The following is an 18,129-nucleotide window of genomic DNA, read 5'->3' as shown; positions in this document are numbered from 1 at the left end:
TTCTACGGTAACCTATACTTCTCTGCTAAATTTTCGCAGAGAACGGCTATTTCACTTTCAGCTCTTGAAGCATAGAGTCCGGCAATGCCAGTTCATCGTTTTTGTTAACGTTGATCCCCTGCTCCAGAATTGTTTTGGCTATCTGCTTGGCCTCGTCGAGTGAATGCATGGTGAAAGTACCGCACTGGTATTCGTTGAGCTCAGGGATCTTGTCCTGAGATTCCACATTTAGCACGTCTTCCATGGCAGCTGTCCAGCTGGCTGCCACTTCCTGCTCACTCGGGGTGCCAATCAGGCTCATGTAGAAACCGGTACGGCATCCCATCGGCGAGATATCAATGATTTCGACACGATCAGAGTTAAGGTGATTGCGCATGAACCCGGCATAAAGGTGCTCGAGGGTGTGAATACCGCGTTCACTCAGAATATCGATATTCGGGCGACAGAAGCGCAGATCAAACACGGTGATGGTGTCTCCCTTGGGTGTCTGCATCGTTTTTGCCACACGAACTGCCGGGGCATGCATCCGGGTGTGGTCAACGGTAAAACTATCTAGTAATGGCATTGCTTCCTTCTCCTTTGCCTGATAATTACCTTACAGATAAACATAGCCTAAGTCAGAACGGCCACCAGCTACGATTATCTTCCAGTTCCTGCCGACACTGCTTCAGCTGCCAGCCATAATTCTTCGCCTGCTGCTCAACCTTGCGTGACACTTTCATCAAGGTCGGTTTGGATTTGTAACTTCCGCGCTTAAAGCCGCCACGCCCTTCATGGTAGGCCAGATACTGATTGTAGGCATCCCACTTTGATACTCCTAACTGGCGCTGAGTCTCAGTGGTGTACCAGCCGACAAACATCATCGAGTCGGCAAAGTCTGTACGCGAGCCGCCATTTCTGGTCGCCTTCTGGTAATCCTCCCATGCGGGATCCTGTGCCTGGGCATAACCATAGGCACTGCTTACCCTGCCCCAGGGAATAAATCCCAGAATATAGTCCTTTGGCGGCCGGGCATCATGGCGGAAGCTGCTTTCTTGCTTGATAAATGCCATCGCAACATGCATTGGGGTTCCCCATTCATCCTGCATATCTAGCGCATCTTCATACCAATCCGGATTTTCCCGGAAGATATTACACAGATTAGATTGATCTTTAGGGGGAGGTGTAGCGCAGCCAGCCAAAGCGAGTGCTAGGCCGGTATATAGGAATAAGCGGGGCGCAGTACGCATATTTTCACCCAAACTTGGAACCAAACGGGGTATTGGTGGTCATAATTAATGACTGACAGTAACGCTGTCGTCATCCCTGCGAAATTTTTATCGGGCAGCAAGGTCGCTGCCCATTTTTTTATCTAAATTTTGACAGCTAGACTACTTCAGATCCGCGAAGTACTCATCCAGAAATTCATCAAACGACAGGGCATCACTTTGTTCTATCTGCTGTTGCTTGGCCTTAGAGGCTTCAGCCTCCTGCTCAAACTCCTTCTGAGAATAAAATGCGTATTCACGCTTTTTAAGCGCCGTAGCGTGCTTATCCGCCAGCTCAACCCCTACCCGGCCAATACCCTCATGCTGCTTAATCTTGTTTAGTAGTTGAGCAGATAAGGTCAGCTCCGGATTATTGATCCATGCTTTCAAACGAGCCACCGTTTGCTGGTAATCATTATTGCCCGCAGCTGCATCCATCGCTTGAGCAACTTGCTCCAGCTCTGTAAAGACACGTAAACCCCAATCCTGTACCGACAGGCGTTCACCATTGCAGCCAATTTTCAATAACAACTCTGGATTGCGGCCATCAAGTACCACGCGGTTCCAGTTGTCACGCCAGCATTCCAACTCGGCATCATCCATCGGGTCGGATGAAGACAAAACAGCCCAGGTAAGGAACAGATCAAGGAAACGTACTTGATCTTCGGTAATACCAATAGGACTAAACGGATTGACATCCAGAGAGCGCACTTCAATATACTCAACACCGCCACGGCCCAAGGCTTCCGAAGGCTTCTCGCCACCAGCCGCTACACGCTTAGGGCGAATAGGTGCATACAGCTCATTTTCTATCTGCAACACATTGGCATTAAGCTGACGATATTCACCACCGACCTTAACGCCGATATTGGCAAATTCATTCGATGGCGTACGGATCGCCTTCTGCAAGCCGTCCAGATACTGCTCCAGGCTATTAAAGCCAATCTTCAGCGAGCTTTGCTCATGATTGGTGTACCCCAGATCGCTGAGACGAAGCGCGGTTGCGTTTGGTAGGTAATACGTACCGTTGCCAACCTGCTCAAAGTTAAGTTCCGATGCGCTGTTCTCTAGGAATGAACCACACAATGCCGGGGAGGCCCCGAACAGGTACGGGATCAGCCAACCAAAACGGTAGTAGTTACGAATCAGGCCAAAGTACGCGTCAGAGACTGCATTCTGTCGCTCTTGCTCTGCCTGGTCACCAAACAGCTGCTGCCAGAAAGCCTCTGGGAACGAGAAATTGAAATGGACGCCGGAAATCACCTGCATCACGCTGCCATAACGATGCTTCAATCCTTCACGGTACAGTGTCTTCATACGGCCAGAGTTTGAGCTACCATACTGCGCCAGCGTAATGTCACCTTCATTACCGACAAAACATGGCATCGACATTGGCCAGAGATTTTCCTGCTCTAGCTTACTGTAGGCAAACTGGTGAATATCACTGAGTTGCGTCAACAGGTGATCAACATTATGCGATACCGGAGTAATAAACTCTAACAGTGATTCGGCAAAGTCGGTGGTCACCCATTTGTTGGTTAACGCCGATCCCAATCCAGCGGGATGCATCTGTGCCGACAGGCTTCCTTGCGGCGTAATTCGTAACGCCTCACGCTCTAGCCCGCGTCCTATCTGAGTCAGTGCATCAGGATTTGCGGAAATCTGCTGCAACCTTTGTGAAAAATCCATCAAGGCCATTCTCAATCAATAACTTTACAAGTGAGGTAGAGTAATCATAATTTATGGCGATTGCCATGATTATTCCTGCGAAACTGTTTTACAGCTCAGAAACAATAATGCCAATTGAAACCAATTTTCCACCTAACCAATGAATGGAAAAAGCCGGCACATATCGTACCGGCCAAAGTATAAATACAGCCCCCAAATGGTTACATTTGTGGTTGTAACGCCTTCACCGGAATACCGAGGCTTTCAAATTGCGGTGTCAGCGATTTCGCATCACCGACCACAATGATCTGATAGTCATCCGGATTAAACCATGCCGCCGCCAACTCATTCAACCGCTCTTTAGTTATGGTTGCAACGATATCATTACGGGTCTCCACGAAGTTTTCCGGCAGAGAGTAGGTCAGGATCTGCCCCAGCAACTGAGCTTTCTTGCCCGGGGTTTCATAGTTAAGGGCATCCTTCTGACCTACCGCCAGGCGCATAAAGGCCACTTCGTCATCGGTCACACCTGCCGTGCTCATTTTCTCCAGCTCGGCAAGGAATTCCTTGAGTGAAGCCAAACTCGCGTCAGCACGTACCTGGGCATAGTAAACCGATAGACCGACCTCTTTGCCGCCACTTTGATAGCCGCCCGCACCGTAGGTATAACCCTTATCTTCACGCAGATTGAGGTTAATCCGGCTGTTGAAGTTACCGGCCAGGTTAAAGTTGGCCAGCTGAGTTTCGAACAACTCGCCCGTGGCATCATAAGGCAGCCCTTGACGCACTAGGCGGATCACCGTCTGGGGCGCTCCCGGCTTGTCCACCATCCACAGGGTCTGCTTAGATAAATCCGGCAGGGCCTGGGCGGTATATACCGGCTTTGGCGCCCCCTGCCAATTGGCAAGGAAGTCTAACTGCGGCGTTAGCTCCTCAGAGGTTGTATCGCCAACCACGACAACATCAGTGCCGTTTGGCGTGTAGTAACGCTGGTAGAATGCCTTCACATCGTCGAGGGTAATCGCTTCGATTGAGGCTTTCGTTCCTTCCGGTGGCAAGCTAAAGCTAGTCCCCTGATACAGGACTTCGCGTGTTGCCTGACCAGCTAACCAAGCCGGACGTTGGTGTTCATAAATAATCCCTTCCAACGCCTGCTGCTTAACTCGATCGAAATCGCCTTGCTTGAATGCCGGATGAAATAATCGTTCCTCCAGAACGGCCAATGTCTGCGGTAAATTCTTCTCCAGCGAGGTTACTGAAACCACGGTACCGTATAGCCCTGCACTGAAGCCAACGGTACTGCCCAGCATATCCAGACGGGAGGATAGCTCTTCAGCTGTCGATTTCTCCGTAGCTTCCAGCATCATTGTCGCCGTCAGTTTTGCCAGGCCAGTTTTCCCGGCGGGCTCGAAGCGACGACCTGCCGGGATCACCATCTGGATCTCGACCGTCGGTGTTTCGCGGTATTTGGTGCCGAGTACCTTGATACCGTTAGCCAGTTCAAACTGATATAGCTCGGGCATCACCGCCTCGACTGGTGACGACGGCTGCGGCATGACAGAGCGATCGAAGTCATCCACCGCTTCCCTTAGCAGTAGCTGTTCGTCAGCAACCTTCTGGTGCTCGGGAATGATCCGCGCCGGCGGGGTAAAGTTAGGTTTCGCAGCCTGCAATGCGGTATTACCTTTCGGTACCACACTCAAAGTAACACTCGGGTTACCATTGATATAGCGCATATACGCCTGCTCCATGCTGGCCGTGGTAACGACACGCAAGTTTCCTAACTCTTCTTTCAGGTAGTTAGGATTATTAAAGAAAGTTTCATAGGCCGCCAGCTGCGAGACCTTGCCGCTGACGCTCTGCAAGCCAAAAATCGCATTCGCTTCGACCATGCCTTTCAGCTCATTCAGCTCCTTGGTATTGACACCGCGCTGCTCCAGGCCATCAAGGATCGTCGTTACCTTGCCGCGCAGATCTTTGAGATTCCCTTTGTCGCCGCTCTGACCAATCGCGTAAACATACATGGTACAGGCCAGCTCGGCGCAATCATGAAAGGCACCGGCATCGACCACATCACCGGTTTTAACCAGGTTCTGATACATCAGGCTGTTCTTGCCGCCGCCAATCACCCGCGCCAGCATATCCAGCGAGGCTTCATCTTCTGCTCCGTTATAGGAGGTCGGCCATGCCATGAGCAGCATTGGTTGCTGGATTTTATCTTCCAGGGTCAGGTAACGGTCAGCATCCAGTGTCACCGGTTTTTTCGCCGCCTTTTCGACTTCCGGCCCACGGGGGATAGAGCCAAAGTATTTGTTCACCCATGCCAGCGTTTGCTCAACATCGATATCACCACCAATGGTCAGGGTGGCGTTGTTCGGCCCGTACCAGCGAAGGAAGAATGCTTTCAAGTCATTAACGTCAACGCGGTCAAGATCCTCCACATAACCTATTGTCTGCCAGGAATATGGGTGCGTGCGAGGGAAAAGAGCCTCACCCATGCGCTCATAAACTAAGCCATACGGGCGGTTCTCATAACGCTGAGCGCGCTCGTTTTTCACGGTAGAACGCTGGATCTCGAACTTACGCTGTGACACGGCCCCGAGTAAAAAGCCCATGCGATCAGATTCCAGCCACAGCATTTTTTCAAGCTGGTTGGCAGGTACCGTTTCAAAATAATTGGTCCGGTCACGGTTGGTGGTTCCATTGAGGGTACCACCCGCCTCGGTGATCAAACGGAAGTGCTCCTGATCACCGACGTTCTCCGAGCCCTGAAACATCATATGCTCGAAGAAATGCGCGAATCCGGATTTCCCCAGCTCCTCACGGGCCGAGCCGACGTGGTAGGTCATATCGACATGAACCAGGGGATCGGAGTCGTCCTCATGAAGCAATACTGTCAGGCCATTGGCCAGAGTGTATTTTGTGTACGGAATAACAGGCTCACCTTGACCGCCTGTCACCTGTTCGATGAAGGTCACCCCTTCAGGTAACTCAGGAACCGCCTCTTTCTCTATCTTCTGGGCACTACACCCGGCGAGAGAAAACAGCGCAACACCTAGAATCCACTTTTGCACGTAAGCATTCCTTATAAAAGACCTTGGACGATCAGAGCCAGTACGGTGTATCGCGCAGCCTTACCAATCATCACAATCAGAAAACTGAGCCAATGGCGCATACGCAACCAGCCTGCCGCCAAACATAACGGGTCACCTATAATCGGTAACCAGCTAAAAAACAATGACCAATAGCCATATTTTTTCAGCCATTGCAGAGCTTTATGACCATGTTTTTCATCAGAAGTTTTATCTGGCAGTAATCTACCCAACCAATAATTGGTCATCCCTCCCAGGGTGTTGCCCAGTGTGGCAACCAAAACAACCAGCCAAACAACATTATCCCCTAATTTGAGGGTTGCGATAAGGTTGGCTTCTGAGCCACCCGGCAATAACGTAGCACTCAGAAACCCGGTGGTGAACAACACCCACAGTGCCGACTCACCATTAAATAACTCTAGCATCGAAACAACTTATTAATAATTATGTAGATTGCACTTTGGCGCCTTATAACACGGCAAAGAGAACCTGCGGGCAGCCTAGTGGCTGCCGCCTATCGACAAAACAACCTTTCCTCGGGTCCGCCCTGATTCAATTTTCTGGTGTGCCTTTTCTCCGTCTGACAAGGCATACCGGGCGGCGACGTGTAACTGCAACGTGCCAGCCTGCAGCATCGCCATCATTGCATTGTTCTGCTCGACAGACGGCGATACCAACATCCCCTCGGCCAGCAACCCACGCTGTCGAGCCTGCTCACATACAGCCTCAGCCGTGATAGTCGGAATCGTCACTACCCGCCCTCCGGGCTTAACACAATTAAGGGCAGCGATACCGACATCTCCCCCCATAAGATCGATCAGTGCATCGATCTGACCTATTTGCTCAGCCAGTGGCCCCTGGCGATAATCAACGGCCGTCGCGCCCAAACTGGCAACAAATGCCACGTTGGCGGACGAGCAGGTCGCAGCCACCTTAGCGCCTTTGGCTACCGCCAACTGGACAGCAATATGGCCAACCCCACCGGCACCAGCGAGGATCAACACCCGCTCGCCAGCGGATATTTGCGCTTTTTCCAAGGCCTGCCAGGCCGTCTGTCCGGCCAAAGGTAGCGCCGCCGCCTCGACCAATGACACGCTCTCGCTCACGAGGCTAAGCGCATCTGCTTCTGCCACCACATACTCGCTATAGCCACCACCCAGCAGCGGAAAGCCGATAAAGCCCGACACCGTGTCTCCAACGCTCAAGTTCGTCACTCCAGAGCCCAGTTCCGCCACGACGCCGGCAATGTCATAGCCCGGAACCCAAGGGAGCTTATCCTTGTTCTGCTGCGCTGCCCACCCCAGTCCGGCACGGGTTTTGGCATCAATCGGGTTCACTCCTGCGTAGGCCACCTTGATCAGTACCTGACTGGCTGTTGGTTGCGGCACCTCTGCAGATTGCATCGCCAGTACCGATGGTTCACCAAACCGGGTAATGGCGAGTTGCTGACACTGTTTCATTCCCTCTTCCTTATATTTGGTTCACGTTCTGATTTCCATCTTACCTGACTGGCGCCATAAAAAAACGGGCAGCGCATTGCTACCCGTTTCAATTTGTTTCAAGCCAATGATGTCAGGCTAACGATATCCTAGGCTACTGGCCGTACCGGCAGCCAAACTCGCGCTATCCGACCAAGGCTAGCAGAATACCAGCAGCAACCGCCGAGCCCAGTACGCCGGCCACGTTAGGCCCCATTGCATGCATCAGCAGGAAGTTATGCGGATTGGCATCGAGACCCACCTTGTTCACCACTCGAGCAGCCATTGGAACCGCCGAGACACCAGCCGCACCAATCAGCGGGTTAATGTCTTCCTTGCTGTAGCGGTTAAGTAATTTCGCCATCAGGACGCCGCCGCCGGTACCGACACTGAATGCCACGGCACCCAATAGCAGAATACCGAGCGTTTCAAACTGCAGGAACTTATCCGCTTCCAGCTTGGAGCCGACACCAAGGCCAAGCATGATAGTCACAATATTGATCAGCTCATTCTGTACTGTATTCGACAGACGCTCCACCACCCCGGACTCACGCATCAGGTTACCCAGGCAGAACATACCGACTAGAGGCGTGGCCGATGGCAGGAACAGAATAGTCATCAACAATACGGCCAGCGGAAACAGAACCTTCTCCGCTTTGCTGACATGACGCAGTTGCTGCATCTCGATAACGCGCTCTTCCGGTGTTGTCAGCGCTTTCATGATCGGCGGCTGGATAATTGGTACCAGAGCCATATAGCTATAGGCCGCAACAGCAATCGCCCCCAACAGATCCGGTGACAACCGGCTGGCCAGGAAAATCGCCGTAGGTCCGTCGGCACCACCGATAATCGCAATCGACGACGCATCCGCCAAGGTAAATTCAATCCCCGGAACCAAGTTAAGCAGGATCGCTCCGAACAGGGTGAAGAAAATACCAAACTGAGCCGCAGCACCTAGCAGCAGGGTCTTCGGGTTGGCAATCAGCGCCCCAAAATCCGTCATCGCCCCCACGCCCATAAAGATCAACAGCGGGAAAACCCCAGTTTCAATCCCGACGTGGTAGATGTAATACAGCAAGCCCCCCGGCTCGGTAAACCCAGCATTGGGAATATTGGCCAGAATGGCACCAAAGCCCATCGGCAGCAGCAGCAAGGGCTCAAAGCCCTTGCGGATAGCGAGAAACAGAAGACCTGAACCCACCAGGATCATAGCCAACTGGCCGAACTCGAAATTAGCTATCCCAGTCTCGAGCCAAAGTTTTAATAAACCGTCCATGGTATCCTCTTATGCCAGGCTCAGGATCGGAGAGCCGACAGTCACTGAGTCACCTTCCTTGACGTGCAGATCCTGCACAATCCCACTGCGAGCCGCACGGACCTCGGTTTCCATCTTCATCGCTTCAAGCACAACCAGCACATCCCCTTCGGAAACGGCATTGCCTGGCTGGACATTGACTTTGAAAATATTACCGGCCAACGGTGCAGGCACCGCTTCAGCAGTGCTGGCGGCAGCAACGGGAGCTGCTGCTGGCACTGCAGCCGTCACCGATGATACTTCTCCGGCAGGGCCAACTTCGACATCATAAACCTGGCCGTTTACCTTCACACTATATGCTTCAACACCACCGGCAGTGACTGCTGGCGCCGCTTGTACAGCAGGCTCAGCCTCAGTACCTGGAGCAGGTTCAAATGCTTCAGGATTATTTCTGTTTTTCAGGAAGTTAAGACCTACCTGAGGGAACAAGGCATAAGTCAACACATCATCAACCTGCTCATCCGCTAGTTTGATACTGTCCGCCTTGGCTTTTGCCACAAGTTCGTCAGTCAGGCTGCCCAGTTCGTCTTCAATTCGGTCGGCAGGACGGCAAGTTACCGGCTCGGCACCTTCTAGCACCCTCGCCTGCAGATCGGCATTGACTGGTGCCGGCGCCTGACCATATTCGCCCTTAAGAACACCAGCCGTTTCTTTGCTAATACTCTTGTAACGCTCACCCGTAAGCACGTTCAATACTGCCTGCGTGCCGACAATCTGCGAAGTTGGCGTAACCAGCGGAATAAAACCTAGGTCTTCACGAACGCGTGGGATCTCTTCCAGCACTTCATCAAAACGATCCGCCGCTCCCTGCTCTTTTAGCTGACTTTCCATATTAGTCAGCATCCCACCCGGAACCTGAGCCAGCAGAATGCGGGCATCGACACCTTTCAGGCTGCCTTCGAACTTGGCATATTTTTTACGGACATCACGGAAGTAACTGGCAATGGGTTCGATCTGCTGCAGGTCGAGGTTGGTATCGCGCTCGGTACCTTCCAGCATCGCAATCACGGTTTCTGTAGGGGTATGGCCATAGGTCTGACTCATTGAGGAAATCGCAGTATCCAGGATATCCAAACCGGCTTCCACCGCCTTCACGGCAGTTGCTGTCGACAGACCGGTTGTTGCGTGACAATGCAGCGCCAATGGCACATCACACGACGCTTTAATGCGTTTGACCAGCTCTTCGGCTTCATATGGCTTAAGTAAGCCAGACATATCTTTAATACAGATAGAGTGACAACCGAGATCCTCAAGACGCTTGGCAAGATCGGTCCAGGTATCAAGGGTATGAACCGGACTCGTGGTATAGGAGATCGTCCCCTGGGCGTGGGCGCCGACATCTACTGTCGCCTTGACCGCTTTTTCAAAATTACGAACATCATTCATCGCATCGAAAATGCGGAAAACATCCATCCCGTTGGCATGGGCTCGCTCGACAAACTTCTCGACCACGTCATCGGCATAATGACGATAACCTAATAAATTCTGGCCACGCAGCAACATCTGCATCGGCGTTTTCGGCATAGCCTGCTTCAGTGCACGCAGGCGCTCCCATGGATCTTCACCCAGGAAACGGATACATGAGTCAAAAGTAGCGCCCCCCCAGGTTTCAAGAGACCAGTAACCTACGTTATCCAGCTGCTCAGCAATTGGCAGCATATCTTCGATACGTAGACGAGTAGCAAAAAGAGACTGATGGGCATCACGTAACACAACGTCAGTGATAGCTAAAGACTTGGACATGCTCACAAACTCCTTGTAATAAAAATCGTCCTGGAAACCACAATGTTAAGCATTACGCTGACGATATTGGCTAACCGCCGCAGTAATGGCCGCCACGACATCGGGCTGTACACCATTGTGATTTGAAGCAACTGTTGTAGCGGGTTGCGCCTTGAGCTCCGGAGTTGCTTCCTTCGAAGCCACTTTCGCCAACAGTTGGACTAAAAAGATCAGGGTGCTGAGAAACACAAATACCACCAACATGCCCGTAGCCATGATCGTCGCTGCTTCCCACAGCAAACTGCCTAAACCTGCCATTATTGCTTCCTTTCATATTGTGATTGGCGAGTTAAGAATTATCATAACAAGCAAAATTATGTCAAATTGATTAACAAGCGAGCCCTAAAAAGAGGAGTTTGAGGTTTTATTTTTCCACTTTGATACAAAAGTGTTAACCAATACTGCAATTTATCACAACTTGCTGAAAAATAACCACCCCAAAGGCTGTATTCACTCCATACCACCACGCTAATACGCGGATTTCTTTAGCCTAAATGGCAAGATCCTTACGCTTACGTTAACGTAATGTTGTATTTATCTTTTATATATATTCCAATAAAAATAATGACATATCAGTTAGTTAAAATTAATTTTCATCCTTCCCGCCAACTTCCACCAAACATATGGTTATTTCTTATAAATAGATGCAGTTAACAAAAGAAAATGGCGATAAGTTCCAGAAAGATTTCAATTGACCCATATATACCCAAACGACTCCCATACATACAGTGTGATGAACGGCAGGCATACAGTGTGATGAACGGCAGGGAAGAGGAGCCAAAGATGCGAAGAAAAGGAGTGATGTGCCTATCGGGACATGATGGGCTTGAACTACTCGACAGATCGAAACCGGCGTAAACCAACCTCGACAGCACGACAGCTGAAAGTCAAAGTATGAAAGAGGAAGTGTTGAGGCATAAAAAAAGCCCAGCCGAAGCTGAGCTTTTGAAAAATGGCGCGCTCGGGAGGATTCGAACCTCCGACCGCCTGGTTCGTAGCCAGGTACTCTATCCAGCTGAGCTACGAGCGCGCAGATGTTTCTTTTTGCTACAGTGACGAATCACTGCCAATCAATAATGGCGCGTCCGGGAGGATTCGAACCTCCGACCGCCTGGTTCGTAGCCAGGTACTCTATCCAGCTGAGCTACGGACGCGCAGGCTTCTTTCAAAAGAAAGAGTCGTGTCAGACCACATCGGATAACCGTTTAATCAAACACTTTAAATAATGGCGCGCTCGGGAGGATTCGAACCTCCGACCGCCTGGTTCGTAGCCAGGTACTCTATCCAGCTGAGCTACGAGCGCGCAGATGTTTCTTTTTGCTACAGTGACGAATCACTGCTAATCAATAATGGCGCGTCCGGGAGGATTCGAACCTCCGACCGCCTGGTTCGTAGCCAGGTACTCTATCCAGCTGAGCTACGGACGCGCAGGCTTCTTTCAAAAGAAAGAATCGTGTCAGACCTCGTCGGCTAGCCGCTTAATCAAACACTTTAAATAATGGCGCGCTCGGGAGGATTCGAACCTCCGACCGCCTGGTTCGTAGCCAGGTACTCTATCCAGCTGAGCTACGAGCGCGCAGAATTTTTTTCCAAAAAAAGCAAAAGCTCATATACCAATGTTCAATTGCGCTGAGCATTGGTTATATAAGTATCAATCCGTTGGTACTTAGCTTTCTGCCTTAAAAGAAATGGCGCGTCCGGGAGGATTCGAACCTCCGACCGCCTGGTTCGTAGCCAGGTACTCTATCCAGCTGAGCTACGGACGCGCAGGCTTCTTTCCGAAGAAAGAATATCACTTTAAATGCTGATGCAATTAAAGATTTTGAAGAATGGCGCGCTCGGGAGGATTCGAACCTCCGACCGCCTGGTTCGTAGCCAGGTACTCTATCCAGCTGAGCTACGAGCGCGCAGAATCTTGTTGTAAGGCAAAGCTGAACAAATGTCTGAAGCTATACCTTTAATAATATGGCGCGTCCGGGAGGATTCGAACCTCCGACCGCCTGGTTCGTAGCCAGGTACTCTATCCAGCTGAGCTACGGACGCGCAGGCTTCTTTCAAAAGAAAGAAAATTTGTCAGAATCTGAAATTGTAGCTGGAAGCATATTTCAGAGACAACAAAAGAATGGCGGTGAAGGAGGGATTCGAACCCTCGATACGGGATAAACCGTATACTCCCTTAGCAGGGGAGCGCCTTCAGCCTCTCGGCCACCTCACCACACAAATCAATGGCGCGCTCGGGAGGATTCGAACCTCCGACCGCCTGGTTCGTAGCCAGGTACTCTATCCAGCTGAGCTACGAGCGCACACTTAATTCGGTTTTACTGCACCGTATCGTAGTAACAATACCATGCATATCAATAATGGCGCGTCCGGGAGGATTCGAACCTCCGACCGCCTGGTTCGTAGCCAGGTACTCTATCCAGCTGAGCTACGGACGCGCAGGCTTCTTTCAAAAGAAAGAAAATTTGTCAGAATCTGAAATTGTAGCTGGAAGCATATTTCAGAGACAACAAAAGAATGGCGGTGAAGGAGGGATTCGAACCCTCGATACGGGATAAACCGTATACTCCCTTAGCAGGGGAGCGCCTTCAGCCTCTCGGCCACCTCACCACACAAATTAATGGCGCGCTCGGGAGGATTCGAACCTCCGACCGCCTGGTTCGTAGCCAGGTACTCTATCCAGCTGAGCTACGAGCGCACACTAATATTTTGTATCAACACCGCTAACTGACGCATAACAAACCGTCTAGTTAAGCCATGTTTAGATGTATGGCGCGCTCGGGAGGATTCGAACCTCCGACCGCCTGGTTCGTAGCCAGGTACTCTATCCAGCTGAGCTACGAGCGCGCAATGTATCTATCGTCGCAATTCCCTAAAAAGGAATGGCGGTGAAGGAGGGATTCGAACCCTCGATACGGGATAAACCGTATACTCCCTTAGCAGGGGAGCGCCTTCAGCCTCTCGGCCACCTCACCGTCTTGCGGGGGCTCATATTACTGCCAGCCAAAAATAAGTCAAACACTTTATCGTCAAAAAATGACATTCACAGTGCGGATGAACACTTAATAGCCAACAAGGCAATTTATCCGGCGTAAGCCCCGCACTATCTTACTTATTTTCAATATCATGGCGCAACGAGCAATTGCTTGGCAGGCACAAAAAAGGCCAGCAATCGCCGACCTTCTTCGAATTAGTAGTTACCAGAACCCTGAGAACCAGTTTCTTTTTCCGCTTGAATTCGCATGTAGATTTCTTCACGGTGAACAGATACTTCTTTTGGTGCGTTAACACCAATGCGAACCTGATTACCTTTAACGCCAAGTACAGTAACGGTAACTTCGTCACCAATCATTAGTGTTTCACCTACGCGACGTGTCAAAATTAGCATTCGTGTGCTCCTTGAGTAATCTCAGTTTATTAAGAGTTAAAGTTTATTATCCAACAATATTATTTATGCCCCCATTAATGAGAGCATAAATGGTCACTGCTCAAGAAACAGCGAGAAGTGGTCGATTATCCAGACTTTCTGGCTCAACCACAAACCTTTTGTGGACGACATCTACAGCTAATTGATGATCTTCCTCATTTATCAACAAAGAAAGGCAATGAGTAGATCGTTTATTCTGACGAACCAGGATGCCAACTTCTGCAAGCGCGGCACAAACATGATCAGCTTTGACCTGCACATTATCACCGACGACCGTCAGGGTTGAAACGGCTGCCACCTGGCGCATCTTATTATCCAGCACGAGGTTTAGCCGTGCCAAATCTTCATTTGCTGTAACTATTTGAGTTAAATCCGCATCAGCGGCGTTACACCAGCACTGCATCCCGAACAGGTTAAGCTGCTCCTGTAATTCAGAAACCGGCATATCGACATCAAGCAGTGTTTGCTGCTTCTTTAGTGCTATTCCCACTACACCTGCGACTGCTGAAGAATCGAAGCTAACCAGTGTTCCCTCTCCTTCCTCGAATGAAGAAAGCACCCTCAGCGGGACACCATGCTGTCGAGCATATTCAACTGACTGTAATTGTAGCACTTTCGCACCGTTTCGCGCCATTGATGTCATATCATCAAAATGAACAACATCAAGACGTCGGGCTTCCGGAACTAAACGTGGGTCGCATGTGTACACACCATCCACGTCGGTAAAGATCTGACACTCATCGGCGTTTAAAGCGCCTGCCAGTGCAACAGCCGTGGTATCCGAACCTCCGCGGCCTAGGGTTGTTATATCCCTATTATCAGTAATGCCTTGAAAACCAGCGACTATCACAATCTGGTCTTGCTCAAGCAATTGTTGAATATAGCTAGGATCAACGTCGGTAATTTTCGCATCGTTAAATTGGCTGTCGGTTTTTATCCCCGCCTGCCAACCGGTCAGCGATATCGCCGCGTGCCCCATTCTATTCAACATCATTGCGAGCAAAGCCATTGAGACTTGTTCACCCGCCGACATGAGAACGTCAAGTTCTCTCGCTGCAGGCACAGCATCTATCTGCTGTGCAAGGCCTAGGAGACGGTTAGTCTCACCAGACATGGCAGAAACAACTACGACAAGTTGTTTGCCTTTTTCTTTGGCTTCAATGATCCGCTCGGCTACAGCTTGAATTCGTTCAATCGAACCAACTGATGTACCACCAAACTTTTGCACTATCAGCGACTTACGCGCAATCTGCGTCACTTTACTTCACCTTCCTGGGGCTAATACCCCGTTACCTAACGTCTTGATAAAGAGCGCCTTACAGGCGCTCAGCGATCCATGCTTGTGCCGACTCCAGCGCAGCAGGAAGAGCACTTGCATCTGTACCACCTGCCTGTGCCATGTCCGGACGACCGCCACCTTTACCACCTACTTGCTGGGCAACCATATTAACAAGCTCACCGGCTTTTACTTTGCCGATCAGATCTTTGGTTACACCAGCGATTAAGCCAACTTTGTCGCCACTGACGTTGCCTAACACAACAATACCGCTGCCTAGCTGGTTCTTCAGTTCGTCAACCATGCCACGCAGTGCTTTGTTGTCAGCTCCGTCTAGCTTAGAGATCAGTACTTTAACGCCATTGATCTCCTGCGCCTGATTGATAAGGCCGGCACTTTCTTGCGCCGCTAGCTTATCTTTCAGTTGCTGAATTTCTTTTTCCAGCTGTTTGCTGTGAGCAACCAGTGCACTCACTTTGGTCGCTACTGATGCCGCGTCTGACTTCACCAAGCCAGCCGTTTCAGACAACAGTGCTTCTTGCGCGTGCAGCGCTTCAATTGCCGCTTCGCCTGTTACCGCTTCAATACGACGGATACCCGCAGCAATACCACCTTCAGAGATGATCTTGAACAAGCCGATATCGCCGGTATTCTTGGCGTGGATACCACCACAAAGTTCGGTCGAGTACTCGCCCATGCTCAGAACACGGACTTCGTCATCATATTTCTCGCCAAACAGAGCCATTGCGCCTTTCTGCTTCGCCGATTCAATATCCATGACGTTAGTATCGATGCTGTGGTTAATACGAATTTGTTCGTTCACCGCACGCTCGATTTCACGCAGCTGCTCCGGCTTAACGGCTTCTAGGTTAGAGAAGTCAAAACGCAGTGCGTCAGGCTTAACCAGCGAGCCCTTCTGCGTCACATGCTCACCAAGCAGGTTGCGTAGTGCCGCATGCAGCAGGTGTGTCGCCGAGTGGTTCAGGCTGATTGCTGCACGGCGCGGAGCATCAACTTGTGCCGTTAGCTTATCGCCAACTTGCAGCACTCCCTCTGCCATTGTGCCTTTATGGCCAATCGCAGCACCGAACTTCTGCGTATCGACAACATCGAACTTCGCACCTTCGGCAACCATCACACCTGCATCACCACACTGACCGCCTGATTCTGCGTAGAATGGTGTGTTATCAAGAACGATTAGTCCTTCTTCACCCGCAGCGATACTGTCTACAGCCTCGCCGTCACGGTAAATAGCAATAACGCTGGCCTGGCCTTCCGTTGCGGTGTAGCCACAGAACTCAGTCTCGGCATCCACTTTGATAGAGGCATTGTAGTCAACGCCGAATTGACCCGCTTCACGAGCACGCTGGCGCTGGGCTTCCATTGCGTCGTTGAAGCCTTCTTCATCGATAGTGAAACCGCGCTCACGAGCAACGTCGTTAGTCAGATCCGCCGGGAAACCGTAGGTATCATACAGTTTGAATACCGTCTCGCCGTCAAGCTCTTTGCCGTCTAAGCTATCCAATGCCTCGTTCAAGATTGTCAAACCACGGTCAAGTGTACGGCCGAAGTTCTCTTCTTCGATTTTCAGTACCTTCTCAACCATTGCCTGTTGTTTCTTCAGCTCTTCACCGGCTGTGCCCATAATTTCAGCCAAAGGACCCACTAGCTTGTAGAAGAAAGCACCGTTTGCGCCCAGCTTGTTACCGTGACGTACGGCGCGACGAATAATACGGCGAAGTACATAACCACGGCTTTCGTTCGACGGCATAACACCATCGACGATCAGGAACGCACATGAACGGATGTGGTCCGCCACAACGCGTAGTGACTGGTTTGACAGGTCATCGTAACCAATGATTTCTGCAGACTTCTTGATTAGCGTCTGGAAAATGTCAATTTCGTAGTTAGAGTGAACGCCCTGCATAATCGCAGCAATACGCTCAATACCCATACCGGTATCAACAGATGGTTTCGGCAATGGCTCCATCGTACCGTCAGCCTGACGGTTGAACTGCATGAATACGTTGTTCCAGATCTCGATGAAACGGTCACCATCTTCTTCTGGCGTACCTGGACGGCCACCCCAAATGTGCTCACCGTGATCATAGAAAATTTCAGTACAAGGACCACATGGACCGGTATCGCCCATCTGCCAGAAGTTATCTGACGCGTATGGTGCACCCTTGTTATCGCCGATGCGTACGATACGATCAGCCGGGATACCCATCTCTTTGTGCCAGATGTCGAATGCTTCGTCGTCTGTCTCGTAAATGGTTACCAACAGGCGATCCTGCGGCAGTTTCAGTACGTCAGTAAGGAACTCCCAAGCATACTTAATTGCGTCTTGCTTGAAGTAGTCACCGAAGCTGAAGTTACCCAGCATTTCAAAGAATGTGTGGTGACGTGCAGTAAAGCCAACGTTTTCAAGGTCGTTGTGCTTACCACCGGCACGTACACAGCGCTGAGCTGTTGTCGCTCGAGTGTAGTTGCGCTTTTCCAGACCTAAAAATGTATCTTTAAATTGGTTCATACCTGCGTTGGTAAACAACAGTGTTGGGTCGTTAGCAGGTACAAGAGAAGAGCTTTCTACGATCTGGTGACCTTTGCTCTCAAAAAACGCAAGAAACGCACGGCGAATCTCATCAGTGCTCATGTACATTGGCAAATCCTGAATAAATGCTTTTATAAAAACCGAAAAAATCGCACTTAAGCGATTATGAAACCCGTCATATGAAGGTTCCGGAAATACTCCGTGAAGCTTATCCAGACAGGTTTCATCGAACTAAAATAGATTCTTTGGCGGCTATTGTAAAACAACGGCAGGCGATACGGGAAATGTTA

At 50.6% G+C, this 18,129-nt stretch carries 12 protein-coding genes and 15 tRNA genes; all 27 read right to left on the bottom strand.

Going from position 1 to position 18,129, the window contains the following annotated elements; all coding sequences use genetic code 11:
* Positions 1–46: 46 nt before the first annotated feature.
* Positions 47–565, bottom strand: coding sequence for an S-ribosylhomocysteine lyase (gene luxS / locus MD588_RS17735; protein WP_265698862.1), 519 nt, complete (start codon positions 563–565; stop codon positions 47–49).
* Between the two features lie 52 nt (positions 566–617).
* Positions 618–1,229, bottom strand: a complete 612-nt coding sequence (locus MD588_RS17730) for a transglycosylase SLT domain-containing protein (RefSeq protein WP_265698861.1) — start codon at positions 1,227–1,229, stop codon at positions 618–620.
* 141 nt (positions 1,230–1,370) lie between these two features.
* Positions 1,371–2,939, bottom strand: coding sequence for a glutamate--cysteine ligase (gene gshA / locus MD588_RS17725; RefSeq protein WP_265698892.1), 1,569 nt, complete (start codon positions 2,937–2,939; stop codon positions 1,371–1,373).
* A 197-nt stretch (positions 2,940–3,136) separates the two neighbouring features.
* Positions 3,137–5,989 (bottom strand): M16 family metallopeptidase, encoded by a 2,853-nt coding sequence (locus MD588_RS17720; RefSeq protein WP_265698859.1) that lies wholly within the window; start codon positions 5,987–5,989, stop codon positions 3,137–3,139.
* An 11-nt stretch (positions 5,990–6,000) separates the two neighbouring features.
* Complete coding sequence (locus MD588_RS17715) at positions 6,001–6,432, bottom strand: YqaA family protein (protein ID WP_265698857.1); 432 nt, start codon at positions 6,430–6,432, stop codon at positions 6,001–6,003.
* Positions 6,433–6,507: 75 nt separating this feature from the next.
* The gene (locus MD588_RS17710) at positions 6,508–7,467 is read right to left on the bottom strand and encodes an NADP-dependent oxidoreductase (protein WP_265698855.1); all 960 of its coding nucleotides are present in this window, start codon (positions 7,465–7,467) and stop codon (positions 6,508–6,510) included.
* Between the two features lie 163 nt (positions 7,468–7,630).
* Positions 7,631–8,761: a sodium ion-translocating decarboxylase subunit beta gene (locus MD588_RS17705; RefSeq protein ID WP_265698854.1), complete on the bottom strand. Its 1,131-nt coding sequence runs from the start codon at positions 8,759–8,761 to the stop codon at positions 7,631–7,633.
* A 9-nt stretch (positions 8,762–8,770) separates the two neighbouring features.
* A complete protein-coding gene (gene oadA / locus MD588_RS17700; protein WP_265698853.1) occupies positions 8,771–10,543 on the bottom strand; it encodes a sodium-extruding oxaloacetate decarboxylase subunit alpha in 1,773 nt (590 codons plus the stop codon).
* Positions 10,544–10,588: 45 nt separating this feature from the next.
* On the bottom strand, positions 10,589–10,840 hold the full coding sequence (locus MD588_RS17695) for an oxaloacetate decarboxylase subunit gamma (RefSeq protein WP_265698851.1): 252 nt from the start codon (positions 10,838–10,840) through the stop codon (positions 10,589–10,591).
* A gap of 695 nt (positions 10,841–11,535) precedes the next feature.
* A tRNA-Arg gene (locus MD588_RS17690) sits at positions 11,536–11,612 on the bottom strand.
* Positions 11,613–11,659: 47 nt separating this feature from the next.
* Positions 11,660–11,736: transfer RNA gene (locus MD588_RS17685), tRNA-Arg, on the bottom strand.
* 72 nt (positions 11,737–11,808) lie between these two features.
* Positions 11,809–11,885 (bottom strand) — tRNA-Arg (locus MD588_RS17680).
* Positions 11,886–11,932: 47 nt separating this feature from the next.
* A tRNA-Arg gene (locus MD588_RS17675) sits at positions 11,933–12,009 on the bottom strand.
* 72 nt (positions 12,010–12,081) lie between these two features.
* Positions 12,082–12,158, bottom strand: a tRNA-Arg gene (locus MD588_RS17670).
* Positions 12,159–12,271: 113 nt separating this feature from the next.
* Positions 12,272–12,348: transfer RNA gene (locus tag MD588_RS17665), tRNA-Arg, on the bottom strand.
* 64 nt (positions 12,349–12,412) lie between these two features.
* A tRNA-Arg gene (locus tag MD588_RS17660) sits at positions 12,413–12,489 on the bottom strand.
* Between the two features lie 59 nt (positions 12,490–12,548).
* Positions 12,549–12,625: transfer RNA gene (locus tag MD588_RS17655), tRNA-Arg, on the bottom strand.
* Between the two features lie 80 nt (positions 12,626–12,705).
* A tRNA-Ser gene (locus tag MD588_RS17650) sits at positions 12,706–12,797 on the bottom strand.
* A gap of 11 nt (positions 12,798–12,808) precedes the next feature.
* A tRNA-Arg gene (locus MD588_RS17645) sits at positions 12,809–12,885 on the bottom strand.
* A gap of 58 nt (positions 12,886–12,943) precedes the next feature.
* A tRNA-Arg gene (locus MD588_RS17640) sits at positions 12,944–13,020 on the bottom strand.
* An 80-nt stretch (positions 13,021–13,100) separates the two neighbouring features.
* Positions 13,101–13,192, bottom strand: a tRNA-Ser gene (locus tag MD588_RS17635).
* An 11-nt stretch (positions 13,193–13,203) separates the two neighbouring features.
* Positions 13,204–13,280, bottom strand: a tRNA-Arg gene (locus tag MD588_RS17630).
* 72 nt (positions 13,281–13,352) lie between these two features.
* Positions 13,353–13,429, bottom strand: a tRNA-Arg gene (locus MD588_RS17625).
* Positions 13,430–13,465: 36 nt separating this feature from the next.
* Positions 13,466–13,557, bottom strand: a tRNA-Ser gene (locus tag MD588_RS17620).
* A gap of 215 nt (positions 13,558–13,772) precedes the next feature.
* Positions 13,773–13,970 carry a carbon storage regulator CsrA gene (gene csrA, locus MD588_RS17615; protein ID WP_036818084.1) on the bottom strand — a complete coding sequence of 66 codons (198 nt, stop codon included), beginning with the start codon at positions 13,968–13,970 and terminating at the stop codon, positions 13,773–13,775.
* Between the two features lie 100 nt (positions 13,971–14,070).
* On the bottom strand, positions 14,071–15,267 hold the full coding sequence (locus MD588_RS17610; RefSeq protein ID WP_265698849.1) for an aspartate kinase: 1,197 nt from the start codon (positions 15,265–15,267) through the stop codon (positions 14,071–14,073).
* Between the two features lie 58 nt (positions 15,268–15,325).
* Positions 15,326–17,947, bottom strand: coding sequence for an alanine--tRNA ligase (alaS, locus tag MD588_RS17605; protein ID WP_265698848.1), 2,622 nt, complete (start codon positions 17,945–17,947; stop codon positions 15,326–15,328).
* Positions 17,948–18,129: the final 182 nt, after the last annotated feature.

The sequence above is a fragment of the Photobacterium obscurum genome (assembly GCF_026191635.1).
Lineage (GTDB): Bacteria > Pseudomonadota > Gammaproteobacteria > Enterobacterales > Vibrionaceae > Photobacterium > Photobacterium obscurum.
Note: the sequence above shows the minus strand (reverse complement) of the source record. Positions and strands in the feature narration are given on the sequence as shown.

Excerpts from the sequence above, each read along its gene's own strand:
- csrA (WP_036818084.1), bottom strand. The coding sequence starts at position 13,970 with ATGCTAATTTTGACACGTCGCGTAGGTGAAACACTAATGATTGGTGAC.
- MD588_RS17710 (WP_265698855.1), bottom strand. The coding sequence starts at position 7,467 with ATGAAACAGTGTCAGCAACTCGCCATTACCCGGTTTGGTGAACCATCG.
- MD588_RS17715 (WP_265698857.1), bottom strand. The coding sequence starts at position 6,432 with ATGCTAGAGTTATTTAATGGTGAGTCGGCACTGTGGGTGTTGTTCACC.
- alaS (WP_265698848.1), bottom strand. The coding sequence starts at position 17,947 with ATGTACATGAGCACTGATGAGATTCGCCGTGCGTTTCTTGCGTTTTTT.
- oadA (WP_265698853.1), bottom strand. The coding sequence starts at position 10,543 with ATGTCCAAGTCTTTAGCTATCACTGACGTTGTGTTACGTGATGCCCAT.
- luxS (WP_265698862.1), bottom strand. The coding sequence starts at position 565 with ATGCCATTACTAGATAGTTTTACCGTTGACCACACCCGGATGCATGCC.
- MD588_RS17730 (WP_265698861.1), bottom strand. The coding sequence starts at position 1,229 with ATGCGTACTGCGCCCCGCTTATTCCTATATACCGGCCTAGCACTCGCT.
- MD588_RS17705 (WP_265698854.1), bottom strand. The coding sequence starts at position 8,761 with ATGGACGGTTTATTAAAACTTTGGCTCGAGACTGGGATAGCTAATTTC.
- MD588_RS17695 (WP_265698851.1), bottom strand. The coding sequence starts at position 10,840 with ATGGCAGGTTTAGGCAGTTTGCTGTGGGAAGCAGCGACGATCATGGCT.